Origin of the sequence: Corallococcus sp. bb12-1 (genome assembly GCF_026626765.1) — a bacterium.
GTDB classification, from domain to species: domain Bacteria; phylum Myxococcota; class Myxococcia; order Myxococcales; family Myxococcaceae; genus Corallococcus; species Corallococcus terminator.
Genome location: NZ_JAPNJZ010000001.1, coordinates 75,345 through 87,459, shown reverse-complemented (window position 1 = coordinate 87,459; position 12,115 = coordinate 75,345). Strand labels below are relative to the sequence as shown.

Annotated in this window: 11 protein-coding genes and 1 pseudogene; 5 read left to right on the top strand and 7 right to left on the bottom strand. The window is 65.9% G+C overall.

Annotation, left to right across the window (positions count from 1 at the left end):
* Window positions 1-255 precede the first annotated feature (255 nt).
* The 4 genes from istB to OV208_RS00350 form a co-directional block, all read right to left on the bottom strand.
* Window positions 256-1,038, bottom strand: a complete 783-nt coding sequence (gene istB, locus OV208_RS00365) for an IS21-like element helper ATPase IstB (RefSeq protein ID WP_267571787.1) — start codon at window positions 1,036-1,038, stop codon at window positions 256-258.
* A gap of 52 nt (window positions 1,039-1,090) precedes the next feature.
* Window positions 1,091-2,680, bottom strand: a complete 1,590-nt coding sequence (gene istA / locus OV208_RS00360) for an IS21 family transposase (RefSeq protein WP_267571786.1) — start codon at window positions 2,678-2,680, stop codon at window positions 1,091-1,093.
* Between the two features lie 95 nt (window positions 2,681-2,775).
* Window positions 2,776-3,042 (bottom strand): formylglycine-generating enzyme family protein, encoded by a 267-nt coding sequence (locus tag OV208_RS00355; protein WP_267571785.1) that lies wholly within the window; start codon window positions 3,040-3,042, stop codon window positions 2,776-2,778.
* Between the two features lie 146 nt (window positions 3,043-3,188).
* The gene (locus OV208_RS00350) at window positions 3,189-3,677 is read right to left on the bottom strand and encodes a hypothetical protein (protein ID WP_267571784.1); all 489 of its coding nucleotides are present in this window, start codon (window positions 3,675-3,677) and stop codon (window positions 3,189-3,191) included.
* Window positions 3,678-3,881: 204 nt separating this feature from the next.
* Here OV208_RS00350 and OV208_RS00345 point away from each other — a divergent pair, with 204 nt between their 5' ends.
* Window positions 3,882-5,087, top strand: a complete 1,206-nt coding sequence (locus tag OV208_RS00345) for a DUF1624 domain-containing protein (RefSeq protein WP_267571783.1) — start codon at window positions 3,882-3,884, stop codon at window positions 5,085-5,087.
* A 103-nt stretch (window positions 5,088-5,190) separates the two neighbouring features.
* Complete coding sequence (locus OV208_RS00340) at window positions 5,191-6,018, top strand: crotonase/enoyl-CoA hydratase family protein (protein WP_267571782.1); 828 nt, start codon at window positions 5,191-5,193, stop codon at window positions 6,016-6,018.
* A gap of 86 nt (window positions 6,019-6,104) precedes the next feature.
* Here OV208_RS00340 and OV208_RS00335 read toward each other — a convergent pair whose 3' ends face one another.
* Together OV208_RS00335 and OV208_RS00330 are read right to left on the bottom strand one after the other, a co-directional pair.
* The gene (locus OV208_RS00335; protein ID WP_267571781.1) at window positions 6,105-6,923 is read right to left on the bottom strand and encodes an SDR family NAD(P)-dependent oxidoreductase; all 819 of its coding nucleotides are present in this window, start codon (window positions 6,921-6,923) and stop codon (window positions 6,105-6,107) included.
* 54 nt (window positions 6,924-6,977) lie between these two features.
* Complete coding sequence (locus OV208_RS00330) at window positions 6,978-7,364, bottom strand: hypothetical protein (protein ID WP_267571780.1); 387 nt, start codon at window positions 7,362-7,364, stop codon at window positions 6,978-6,980.
* Window positions 7,365-7,485: 121 nt separating this feature from the next.
* On the opposite strand from OV208_RS00330, the gene OV208_RS00325 reads away from it, so the two are divergent.
* The 3 genes and pseudogenes from OV208_RS00325 (at window position 7,486) to OV208_RS41310 (ending at window position 11,459) form a co-directional block, all read left to right on the top strand.
* Window positions 7,486-8,286, top strand: coding sequence for a helix-turn-helix domain-containing protein (locus OV208_RS00325; protein ID WP_267571779.1), 801 nt, complete (start codon window positions 7,486-7,488; stop codon window positions 8,284-8,286).
* A 150-nt stretch (window positions 8,287-8,436) separates the two neighbouring features.
* Window positions 8,437-8,577 (top strand): annotated as a pseudogene (locus OV208_RS00320) (IS5/IS1182 family transposase); the annotation flags it as partial.
* Window positions 8,578-8,723: 146 nt separating this feature from the next.
* Window positions 8,724-11,459 carry a KAP family P-loop NTPase fold protein gene (locus tag OV208_RS41310; protein ID WP_420714937.1) on the top strand — a complete coding sequence of 912 codons (2,736 nt, stop codon included), beginning with the start codon at window positions 8,724-8,726 and terminating at the stop codon, window positions 11,457-11,459.
* Window positions 11,460-11,565: 106 nt separating this feature from the next.
* Here the strand turns inward: OV208_RS41310 and OV208_RS00305 are convergent, their stop codons facing one another.
* Window positions 11,566-12,084: a hypothetical protein gene (locus tag OV208_RS00305; protein ID WP_267571778.1), complete on the bottom strand. Its 519-nt coding sequence runs from the start codon at window positions 12,082-12,084 to the stop codon at window positions 11,566-11,568.
* Between the last annotated feature and the right edge of the window lie 31 nt (window positions 12,085-12,115).

Below are 12,115 nucleotides of genomic sequence, written 5' to 3'. Positions count from 1 at the left end.
CATAACCGGTGTCACCGGAGCTCGTCAGATACTGGTGCCGGTGCGCCGCACGCACACCGAACCGGTTCTCTCGGTAGTCGCCCGCGCGGACGACGCGGCTCTGTCCCTGCTCTTCCATCTCCAGTGTCAAGGCTCGGCTAATCAGGTCGCGGTTCGGTCCGGCCAATGAGGTCCTGACGTGAGGAGCCCGGGAGGCGCGACGGCGTGGACCGCGCGGGTTCGGCCAAACCGGTCCGGCAGGGGCTCCGCCAGGCGTCAGCGTGCGGCAGTCTCGACCAGGGCCGCGCGAGGTGCGCGGGTGCGCTTGGCGAGCGGTGGGTTGCGGTAGCTGTCACCCTCGATGGTGAGGACATGGGAGTGGTGCAGCAGCCGGTCCATGGCGGCGCTGGCCAGCAGCGCGTCACCAAATAGCGGAGGCCACTCCTCCAGGGCGCGATTGGAGGTGATGCAAGTGGCCGCGCGCTCGTAGCGACGGCGGACAATTTCGTACAAGTCGATGCCCTCCTCCCCCGTGAGAGGCCGCAGCCCCAGGTCGTCGACGATGAGCAGGGCTGGCGTGGTGAAGCGCAGGAGGCGACGCTCGTAGCTGTTGTCGGCGCGTGAGGCGCGCAGCTGCGTGAGCATGTCGTGGGCGCTGACGTAGAGGACGGCGTGGCCGGCGCGACAGGCTCGCTGGCCCAGCGCCTGGGCGAGGTGACTCTTGCCGACGCCCGCCGGGCCTACTACCAGCACGTTCTCGTGCCGCTCGACAAAGGTGCAGGTGCCCAGCTCCAGCACCTTGGTGCGCGGGACGGAGGTGTTGAAGGAGAAGTCGAAGTCCTCCAGGGTGCTGGGCCGCTCGAAGGCCGCTCGGCGCATGCGCACGTCCAACTGCTTGCCGTCGCGCCGCTCCACCTCGTCGGCGAGCAGTCGGTAGAGGAATTCCGTCAGCGACAAGTTGGCGTCGGCCGCCTCGCGGCAGCGCACCTCGAGGGACTGCAGCAGCCCGGACAGGCGCAGCTTCTTCAGGACGGGGACGAGCTCGTCATAGGTACTCATGCAGGGGGACACTCCTTGAGCGGGGTGGGACGGCGGGGACAGCCAGGGGGCGCTAACGCAGCAGCGTGCGCACGTCGCGCGCGTAGCGGGGAGCCGGCGGCGTAGCAGTGGCGGCGGGCGTGGCGATGGCCAGGTGCCCGTCCTGGGGCAACAGCTGCAAGTCCAGGCCGCGGCGCAAGATGTCCTTGAGGCCCTGGTAGCGCAGGTTGCCGAAGTGCAGCGCCCGGCGGCACGCGGCCTCGGCTCGCTCGCGCGGGAAGCCCTCCAGGTGCATCACCATGGCCTGCACGCAGCGCAGCTGGCTGAGGACGTCATCCGCGTCGAAGACGGCGCGCACGTACGCCTCGGTGTGTGGGCCCACCCGGGCCGCCCGCGTCTCCCAGTGATTGCGGCTGCGGTGGCGCAGGGCCGCGCGCGCCTCGGGCAGGTGCGCCTCCACGGTGCTGCGGTGGCCCTCGCCGCGCAAGGGGTGGGTGGCCACGCGCTCGTCCTGGGCGTACACGCGCACGTCGTGGGCCGTGACGCACAGCCAGACGCACTGGCCGATGAGCCGCCACGGCACCGAGTACAGCCGTCGGCCGTACATGACGTGGGCATCTCGGTGCACGCGGGCTTCGTGCCACACCTCGGGTGCCCACGCGGCCGCCGGCAGCGCGCGCAGCGCCGTGGCTTCGGCCTGCTGGAAGAGGAGGCGAGGCTGGCGCCCCGTCGTGCCGTGCACGCGTACCGACGCCACGTCCCGCAGCCAGCGCTGCAGGTCGGCCTCGCACGCGCGCGCGTCCTCTCCGGCCCTCCCGGCGAAGAAGTTGCCCTTCACGTAGCGCACGCCCGCCTCCACCTTGCCCTTCTTCTCGGGAGCACGGGGTGGAGCCGGGTCGACGATGAAGCCGTAGTGGCGCGCCAGCGCGCGGTAGCTGCGCTGCAAGGCCCTCTCTGCGTCCACCCCGAAGGCCGCGCGCACCACCGCCGCTTTGAGGTTGTCAGGCACCTGGCAATGAGGCACGCCACCGAAGTACGCGAAGGCGGCCTCGTGACAGCGCAGCCACGTCTCCACGCGCTGGTCGAACACCAGCGTGGCGAAGAGGTGGCGGCTGTAGCCGAGCACCATGACGAACACCCAGGCGCGCCGCAGCGCCCCCGCGTCCGCGTCGTACAGCCGGCCCACTTCACCGAAGTCCACCTGCGCAACTTCGCCTGGGGCCGTCTCCACGGGAATCGCGACGTCTTCTTCACTCACGCCCTGGGCCCGACGCACGCGGCCCACCAGGCGTTTGACCGCCGAGAGGCTGCCTGCCGGCACCCCTGTCTCCATCTGCAGCCGGGTGAAGATGGCCTGCGGCTGCAGGCCCTTGGCCACCCACGCTTCCACCTGGGCGCGGTGCGCTTCCAGGCTGGACGTCTGCTGGGGCACTGGCGGGGCTGCGGGCCGCGCTGCCAGCACCGCGGCCTTGAGCACCTCTATCTCAGGGAGCTCCTGCGCGTCGCCCTGCAGCAGCCCCGCCGCCTCCAGCACGTGCCGGTAGCTGCGCTCCACGTCCACGCCCATGCGCAGCACCCGGGCCACTTGCCTCGCGGGTGTGCCCAGGCGGTGCAACCGCACCAATTCCTGCAGCCGGTCCATCTCCACTCTCCGGTTACTCACGCCACTTCCCTTTCCAAGGGAAGGCAGCGTGGCCTGTCGGCGGGATACCGAGTGGACCGGTTTGGCCGAACCGGTGCGGACCGGTTTGGCCGAACTCACCCCGACCGGGTTCGCCGAACTCCGGAGGACCTGTTACGCCGAGCTACGACATCCAGCCTGCCGGTGAAGGGATCGTTCATCTCCCCGTCGAAGAGCTTGGAGTTGTATTCGTCGGCGTCCCAGGTCCACTCCCAGACGTTCCCGAGCATGTCGTGGAGCCCGTAGGCGTTCGGCTTCTTCTTGCCGACGGGATGAACCGTTGCGTCGCTGTTGTCGTAGTACCAGGCCTCCTGTGTCAGCGAAGTGGTCGCCTCGGCCGCCACACCATGAGAAGCCTCTTGCCGTCCCTTGGCGTGACTTCCCTCACCCTTCGGCGACTTCCCTGAAAGGGATGGACTGGAGCCTGAGCGGGTCGCGGGAGCCATTGATCGCCGCGCGAGTAGAGGTCGGTGAGGAGGGGGCCTCTTCTTCATTCTCCGGCTGCGGCGCGGAGCTGGGCGGTGATGTCCGCCGCTCGGGCATGGTCCATCAATCGTGAGTTCATGTGGACCGAGTGGGATTTTGTGTGGGCCGAGAACCGGCTCTGCTCGCGGACGATTTCGGCGGGGGCGAGCACGGCACGGACCACGCAGTAGTCGGTGTCCCGCAGCAGGACCAGGGCGGCCAGCTCGAAGTCCCACGACCTGAAGGCGGAGGTCTGCAACTGCCCGTGCTTCGGTGGCTCGGATACGACCCGAGCCTTCACCTGGAGGCGCTCACCCGCAGGGAGCGTGAGGTCGTACGACTTGACCGAGTTGTCCTCGGCAAGTGCTCCACCAAGGGCACGAGCAACGAGCCACTCCGCGTAATCCCCCGCCGGGGCGTTGTTGGTGCGCACCACCCTGCGGCGTCGAAGTTCCGCGAGCACTTGCGCATACCCGGCGAGAAGCTCGCCGACACTCTGGTTCTGAATACTCATGATCGCTCGCAGCCAGCAGGCGGTTAGCCTATCAGTCTGGCATGCCCTCCGCTTTCAATCGGCCTTCTTTGATTCCTGAAGGGCCTTGGCGGGCGTGTGCCACGGCCGGGCCCACTGGAGGCCTCGCCTCATGGGAACACGGCGCGGAGAAGGGTGTTGAGCCCTACGCCGTACCTCACGATGTAGCTGGCAAGGAGATTTCAGGTGCCCGCAGGCACGCTCTCGATACCCCAGGGAGTCGATTCGGCGACATGTGGTCAGGCTGGGAAGCAGGCGACCGCAGGGCGCATCGTCGCCATCGATGCCCTGCGCGGCTTCGTCATGCTGCTGATGCTCGTCGACCACGCGCGTGAGTTCTTCTACATGCACGCGCAGGTCAGCGATCCGGTGACTCTGGCCACCACGCCCCCGGGCCTCTTCTTCACGCGGCTCGCGGCGCACCTGTGTGCGCCGGTGTTCGTCGCGCTGACGGGGCTCTCGGCGTGGCTCTACGGCCAGCGGCGGGGCGGAAGGCGCGCGGCGTCCGAGTTCCTGTTGAAGCGGGGAGCATTCCTCGTCCTGCTGGAGCTGACGCTGGTCAACTTCGCCTGGACGTTCTCGCTGGCGCCCCCCACCTACTTCCTCCAGGTCATCTGGGCGATTGGCTGGTCGATGATCGCCCTCGCCGGGCTCTTGTGGCTGCCGAAACCCGCGCTGCTCGCCGTAGGCCTGGCCATCGTCTTCGGGCACAACCTGCTCGACCCTATCGCCTTCGCTCCTGGGGAAGCTGGCTCCGCGCTCTGGGCGATCCTCCACGACAGGGGATTCATCGAGCTGCCCTGGGACGCCCGTGCGCGGACGTCCTATCCCCTGGCTCCGTGGATTGGCGTGATTGCCCTGGGCCACGTCATCGGTCCCTGGTTCGCGTCACAGGTCGACGTGGGGACGCGGCGGCGCAGGCTGCGTTTCGCCGGGGCGGCCGCGTTGACGCTCTTCATGCTTCTGCGTGGGTTGAATGGGTATGGGGAGCCCGTGCCCTGGGTGGTGGGGGCCACGCCGCTCCAGACGGTGATCTCCTTCCTGAACCTCACCAAGTATCCCCCGTCGCTCGACTTCCTGCTGCTGACGTTGGGGGTGGGCGCGCTGCTGCTCGCGCTGTTGGAGCGGATGCCCGCGCGTGGACTGGCGCTGCTCACGACCTTTGGAGCGGCGCCGCTGTTCTTCTACTTGGCCCATCTCTATCTGCTGCACGGGCTCAACAGCGTGGCGCTCCTCGCGTGGGGACCCAACCAGGGCGTGTTCTTCAGCGTTCCGAACATCGCGGCGCTCTGGGGGCTGGCCGCGATGCTGTTGTTGCCGCTGGGGTTCGCGTGCCGCTGGTTCGTGAGGCTCAAGGCGCGAACGAACAGCGCGTGGATGAGCTACTTGTAAGCAGCCGAGCCGTTCGGTAGCGCAGCGTCCACGGCACATTCTTGGACGCCACCGCGCTGCATCTGCTCAAGTGCCGCCAGCGAACTTCCCTGGGAGTGAATGGATGGACGGCACGTACAAGTCATTGCGCATCGAGAAGGGCGAGGGCGTCGCCGAGCTGGTGCTCACCGGCCCGGGCAAGGGCAACGCCATGGGCCCCGACTTCTGGCGGGAGATGCCCGAGGCGCTCCGCGACCTGGACGCCGACGATGCTGTGCGCGTGGTGTTGGTGCGCGGCGAAGGCAACCACTTCACCTACGGCCTGGACCTGATGGGGATGATGGAGACCCTCGGGCCGCTGCTCACCGGCGAGAGCAACCTGGCGCTGGAGCGCAGCCGGCTGCTCAAGCTGATTGGTGAGATGCAGCAGGGCACGGAAGGGGTGGCGCGGTGCAAGAAGCCCGTCATCGCCGCAGTGCATGGCTGGTGCATTGGCGGGGGCATGGACCTCATCGCCGCGTGTGATTTCCGGTACTGCTCGCAGGACGCGAAGTTCTCCCTGCGCGAGGTGAAGGTCGGCATCGTCGCGGACCTGGGCGCGCTCCAGCGGCTGCCTCGCATCATCGGCGAGGGGAACACGCGCGAGCTGGCCTACACCGGCGGCGACGTGGACGCGGCGCGCGCGTTGCGCATGGGCCTGGTCAATGAGGTCTTCCCCACGCCCGAGGCGCTGCTCACGGAGGCGCGCGCGACGGCGCGGCGCATCGCCGACAACCCGCCGCTCGTCATCCAGGGCGCCAAGCAGGTGATGGAGTACTGCGCGGACAAGTCCATCGCGGATGGGCTGCGTTACGTGGCGGTGTGGAATTCGGCATTCCTCCAGTCGCATGACCTGACGGAGGCCTTCTCCGCCTTCGCCGAGCGCCGGCCGCCCCGCTTCCAGGGACGCTGACGCGCTGGGCCTCTGCCGTCGCCTGCCTCTTTCTTCAGAACCCGGGGAGGCTTAACCCCCCCCGGGGACCGCAAGTGACGGACGGCTCAGCCTTCCACGGGACGTGTGAGGCCCAGCGTGTCCGAGTAGCTGTGCAGCCCGCGAATGTGATTGCCACCGTCGACGGCGAGGGTGTCACCGGTGATCCATGACGCGAGGTCGCTGCAGAGGAACGACACCACCTTCGCCACGTCCTCCGGCTCGCCACACGGCTTTCCGAGCGGCGTGTGGGCGAGGAACTCCCGCCCCATGGCTCCCGTCAGGAGGCCGGCACCCTCGGCGAGGGGTGTGCGGATGGCTCCCGGGGCCACGACATTCACACGGATGCCGTACCGCCCCAGCTCCGAAGCCGCGACCTTCGAGAAGTTCGCGAGCCCTGCCTTGGAGGCGCAGTAGTGGGCGAGCCCGTCCGTCACGGATGTCTGATTCAACGAGGAGATGTTGACGATGGAGCCCGGCTGCTTCGCGGCGACGAGCGCCTTCGCGAGTGCCTGGGTGAAGAGGAAGGGCCCCTTGAGATTGATGGCCAGGACCTGGTCGAACTCCTCCGCCGGCAACTCGAGGAGCGGGCGGAGGGTGGCCGACCCCGCGTTGTTCACCAGGATCCCCGGGAGGCCGAACTCCCGCGTGGCAACCTCGATGGCCCGCGCCACGTCCTCCGCGCTGACCACGTCTCCCGCGAAGGGCACGGCCCGCGTGCGCCCCTCCATCACCCGGTTGAGCTCTCCGGCCGCTGCCTCCACCTTCTCCCGGGTCCGACCGAAGAGGAGGACGTTGGCTCCATCCCGCATGAGGCGCGCGGCGATCCCCAGCCCGATGCCCTGACCTGCTCCCGTCACGATGGCACTGCCCGATATCAGCTTCATGGTGGCTCCTGTGTGCTTCGCGGAAGGATGCGAATCTACTTCACCGCGCCTGGATCACCCGCGCACGACACGGAGGCGAGCGACACCCGCGAGCTTGAGCGCGAAGACGCCGAGAACGGAGACGGTCTGTCCCGCGACGATCGCGACGCCGACGCCCGACATCCCAGGTGTGTACGCCACGAGGAGCGCTCCGCTGCCGAGTACCCACGAGGCGTCCACCGCGAGGTGTACCCACGCCGCGCGCAATGGGACTGCCGGCTGGGTGGATGTCCACGCATTGAATCCGGCCCAGGGCACCAGGAACAGCCCCACGCAGAACAGGAAGGACGGGGGCAGCGGCCAGCCGGCGAGCGTGGTGAGAGGCGTGGCCCAGACCAGCAACACGGTGCCCATGAAGATGGCGGCGAAGGCATCGAAGCGGTAGACGAAGCGGTCATTCATGAGGGGCACTTCCGGTGTCAGGATGAGCCCCGAAGACTCCAGGGACCCGGGGCACCCCGCAATGACCTGGGAGGGAAGTGCCGCGTCGTTCATCATCGGGCACCGCGTGGGGAGGACTGCTGTGCGTGATGTCGAGGACAAGGGCGCCAGGCGCGCCACGGTGCGACGGAGGGGCGTCGCGGGTGTCGTCAGTGAACTGGGTGCGTTGTTGAAGGAATGGCGCGCGTTGCGTGGCAAGAGCCAGCTCACCCTGGCGCTCGACGCCGAGGTCTCGCCCCGCCACCTGGCCTTCATTGAGTCGGGCCGGACGGCGCCCAGCCAGGACATGGTGCTGCGGCTGGCCGACGCGCTGCTGCTCGGGTTGCGAGAGCGCAACGTCCTGCTCGTGGCGGCCGGCTACGCACCGCAGTTCGGCGAAGGCGCCTGGGACAGCGAAGAGATGAAGGAACTGCGTCAGGCGGCGGCGATGATTCTCGAAGCGCACGACCCTCACCCCGCCCTGGTGCTCAATGCGGCATCCACGGTGCTCGACGCGAACGTCGGCGCGCTCACGCTGATGGGGGAGGGGCGAGAAGCGCTCGGGCGAATCAACCTGATGGACCTGGTCTTCTCTCCCGGGCGGGTCCGTTCGGCCATCGGGAACTGGCAGGAGGTGGCGGGCTTCCTGCTCTACCGGCTGCGGGAGAACGCCCGGCTGCGCGGCCCCCATTCCGAGGTCGCGCGCGTGCTGGCGCGCGTGCTCACCTTCCCCGACGCGCGTCACCTCCCGCCAATGCCCGGAGGCTCTGGGGCCGTGCTGGTGCCGTTGACCTTCACCTTCAATGGCGTCACCTCGCACTGGTTCACCACGGTCACCACCTTCGGGGCGCCCCTTCATGCGCTGGCCGAGGAGATCACCATCGAGCAGTTTCATCCTCGCTGAGCCGTCAGACGCTCTGCGTCGACTTGGGATACGCCTTCAGGCCCGTGCGCGAGCTGGCCCAGGAGTATGGCTTCACGCTCCGGGTCCCGAGACGACGCAACCAGCAACCTTCGAATGCTTCACGGCGTCGACGCCCCTCTCCCCCGATGAATCGTCGAGCGAGTTCACTACTGGCTCAACCGCTTTCGGCGCTTGCTGGTGTGCTGGGCGAAGTATGAGGACATCTACGTGGCAATACTGCACTTTGCATTGGGCATCATCACGTGGTTCCACTCGCTCCTACCGAAATAGGCTTTTTGCGCCAGTACGTTCATGCTGCTGCAACTTGGCAGATACGACGGATTCTTCCGGGCCGTGAATAAGGTAATTCTGCGTCAACCTCATGGTGGGAATCCTCCCTACGCGGTCGGCGAATCTCCGGAAAGGGCTTAAGAACCATGAAGCGGCGCAAGAAGACCCCGGGCGCATCTCAGTCGCCTTCAGTACAAGACCCGACCTCGAGCGGGTTGCCTCCGGCGCATGTCGACCCTCCAGAGCCCATTGAGGACAAGGCGCAGATCCTCATTCAGGAGGGAATCAAGCGCGCCAGCATCAGCGACACGCCTGCCTCCGAGGACGAGATTGGCTTCCAGCCCTATGTCGATGCCGTTGCCGCGTTCCTCCTCGACGAACGGACTCAAGCGCCGCTGACCCTCTCGATTGAAGGCGAGTGGGGCGCAGGGAAGTCCTCTTTCATGACCCAGCTCGAGCAATCACTCAGCCGCAAGCATGCGAGAAGGACCGTCAAGTTCAATGCCTGGAGGCACGACAAGGACGAGGCGCTCTGGGCGTCATTCGCTATCGAGTTTGCCCGGCAGATAGCGCCCCGGGGGCGCATTGCACAGTTCTGGAAGAGGCTGCTGGTCGTCAAGCGCACCTTCAATCTGCGCGAAGGATTCCCGGCTCTGATCCGCCTGCTTGCTGGAGTTCCCCTGCTGGCCATTGTCGCGGTTCTTCTGGTGCGCTGGCTGCTCAATATGGATCAACCTCCCGAGTGGCTTCGCTGGTTTACGGACGCATCGCTGGCGTTGAAAACAACAGTCCTGGCCCTGATAGGAGCTCTTTCGACTTCGCCCCTGTTAAAAAAGCTCGTCGAGTTCGTTGGGAATCCGCTCCAGCTAGATCTCAGCAAGCTCGTCACGGCGCCTGACTATCAGGGACGCCGCCCATTTTTGGAGCAGTTCCATGAGGATTTTCGGACTGTCCTCGATGTCTACGTAGGACCGGAGATCGACAAAGCCTTCGTCTTCATCGACGACCTGGATCGCTGTGAGGTTCCGAGGGCAGCCGAGCTGATCCAGGCGCTGCATCTGATGATTCCCGACAACACAAAGCTCATCTTCGTGCTGGGAATGGACCGCGACATCGTGGCTGCGGGCATTGCGCAGAGGCAGTCCGATATACTGCCGTTACTCACTGCGCGAGCTCTTGGTGGGGACCGCGCGGACGCGGCATCGCCCTATCGGGCCCTGGAGTTCGGTCATGCATTTTTGGACCGGTTCATCCAGATCCCCTTTCGGATCCCCCGTATGGAGGGAGCCAGCCTTCAGTCGTTCTGTGAGTCCCTCATGCTGGATCCCATCCTGCTGGAGGAGAAGAAGAAGGATGGTAAGCGGGACACGTTTTTCGACTTCGACTGGTCTCTCTTCGAGTTTGGAAAGCCGCAGCCGCGCACCGTCATGATGATCGAGTCAGCGGATGCTGACTCCCCCACAATGCGGCAGGTCGTTGCCTTGGTCGCACCTGCCCTTGACTTCAATCCGCGACGGCTGAAACAGTTCATTAATGCATTGCGGCTAAATGCATTTCTTCATGGCGAGCTTGGCAGTTTCGATGTGATGCCGGGCCAGCCAGAGTCGACCCGTCTCAATCTTGTCAAGCTGTCGAAGCTCGTGGCTCTGGAGCTTTGGTGGCCCAGGTTGCTCGATGATGCGGAGCGAGACCCCATGCTCATCCGCAGCCTGGAGTTGAATCTTCGCTCTCCGCAGAGTCCAGGCAGTACAATGGGCTCCTCTCGGGCGACAGAGTGGCGCTCTCAGGATGCGCCGATGCGGATTCTCTCCATCGGGCTGGATGATGGGAATGAACTCTACGGGATTGATTTTCGAAAGCTCCGACGCGTCGCACCGCTAGCAAAGCGAGCGGGAATCGTGGCGAACTGGCGGAGGCGGAGTTCTGCGCCCTGGAGGCCCACCTCCCGGTTTCCTCCCAAACTCTTTCTGCAGTGGACAGCTCACTCGCATGAGTCGGAGGCGAAGACGAACCTGAAGGCGCTCTATACGGCCCAGAAGGCGTACTTTGGAGAGAAGGACCGCTACGAAGCCGACTTCCAGAAAGTCGGCTTTGACCCCGCCCCAAGGACCGACGGCATCCAGCTTTCTCTGCCAGATTCACGATGGGTCGCCGGGGGACGGTTCATCTATTGGGTCGAACTTCAGGGGACGGCGTTCTACGGCTATGCGTTAGGGGTGTATGGCAGTGTCACGAATGTCGAATACGAAATTCGCTCGGATGGAGATTGGGAGAGCCGACCTCGCAGAATCGCGCCCGCAGCCGTCGATGCCCCAAGCTACAAGCCCCTGATCGCAAGCCATGAAGGGTTGTACTTCAGGTTTAAGTATCCCTCGACCTTCAAGCAGGCATTGCTTCACCGACGAGGAGAGCCGCCTCCAGAGCCTACACTCCTCTCTCAGTCATTCGCGGGAGTTCCCAGCCCAGTCTCGACAATGGCCGCCACGGCCTACCCCTCAACACCGTCCACACCAATTGGGGGCGTTGCTATCGAAAGCTTGCTCCTCGCCAGTGACAAGAGCGCCCACCTTCGGGTTCGGGTCTACGATGGGCTCGAGTGGAATCGAATTCGAGAGGAGGCGCGCAACCCTTCGCCGTCAAGCGGCAAGCAGGTGGTGAATCGAGCCCATAGGTCGGGATTCTTCTCTTCGTCTGGCTATGTGTCCGGATGGGCTTTCACTCACGCAGTCATCTTTAAGAACAAGGTTGTCGTCGAGTTTGAGCTGCGTTGTGAGGTGCAAGCGAAAACCGGTTACGCTCGTGTCATGCGAAAGATCATCGATTCTGTCCTGACGGCCCGTGAGGGCCATTGGAGTGCGGCGTTCTTTTGGCGCCGCGCGTAGTGTGGGCCCTATAAAGCACCTGCGTCGCTGGTGGCGGGGGGAGCCTGATTCATCGGCCGGTTGGAGATGAACTGTAAGTGTTCGCCGTGCCCCGTCGTGACGGGGTTCAGCCTCTCGTGAGACCTCCATTGGCCATACGCCAGGAGGTGGCCTGTGGCGAAGGAGTTGGCGCAGTTCCGTCAGGCGGCGCAAAGGGGTTGCCGAGCAGCAGGTCCTTGATGCCCAGGGACGCGCGGCCGAGCACGGGCGTGTTGCCCGGGAAGTAGAACGTGGCCTCCTCGATGGTGATGCCATGCCAGGAGGCACTCTGTCCGCGGGCCAGCACGGCGTCGGGAGTGACGGCGGTAGAACTGTTGATGACGACCTTGCGGACCATGGAGCCGACGTTCCCCATGACGAAGTGGGGTGGCTCGAACCAGCACTGGAAGGCGGCGCCGGCAGGCGCGTCCGGGGCGAAGGGGTCGGGGCAGTCCACGAACCCGGTGTCGAACCCACCGTCGGGGCGCAGTTCGAAGCGGAAGACGCCGCTGGCGACCAGCCGGACCTTGCGGCCGTTCACGTCCTTGACGAGGTGGGAAGGGTGGACGCCCTCCGCTGGCACCAACCGAGCAGCGGTGAAGGGCATGGGCACCGACACCCGGTTCAGCAGCAGGTCG

Coding starts and splice junctions, on each gene's coding strand:
- OV208_RS41310 (WP_420714937.1), top strand. CDS start 8,724: ATGAAGCGGCGCAAGAAGACCCCGGGCGCATCTCAGTCGCCTTCAGTA.
- OV208_RS00335 (WP_267571781.1), bottom strand. CDS start 6,923: ATGAAGCTGATATCGGGCAGTGCCATCGTGACGGGAGCAGGTCAGGGC.
- OV208_RS00350 (WP_267571784.1), bottom strand. CDS start 3,677: ATGAGTATTCAGAACCAGAGTGTCGGCGAGCTTCTCGCCGGGTATGCG.
- OV208_RS00340 (WP_267571782.1), top strand. CDS start 5,191: ATGGACGGCACGTACAAGTCATTGCGCATCGAGAAGGGCGAGGGCGTC.
- istB (WP_267571787.1), bottom strand. CDS start 1,038: ATGAGTACCTATGACGAGCTCGTCCCCGTCCTGAAGAAGCTGCGCCTG.
- OV208_RS00305 (WP_267571778.1), bottom strand. CDS start 12,084: ATGCCCTTCACCGCTGCTCGGTTGGTGCCAGCGGAGGGCGTCCACCCT.
- OV208_RS00330 (WP_267571780.1), bottom strand. CDS start 7,364: ATGAATGACCGCTTCGTCTACCGCTTCGATGCCTTCGCCGCCATCTTC.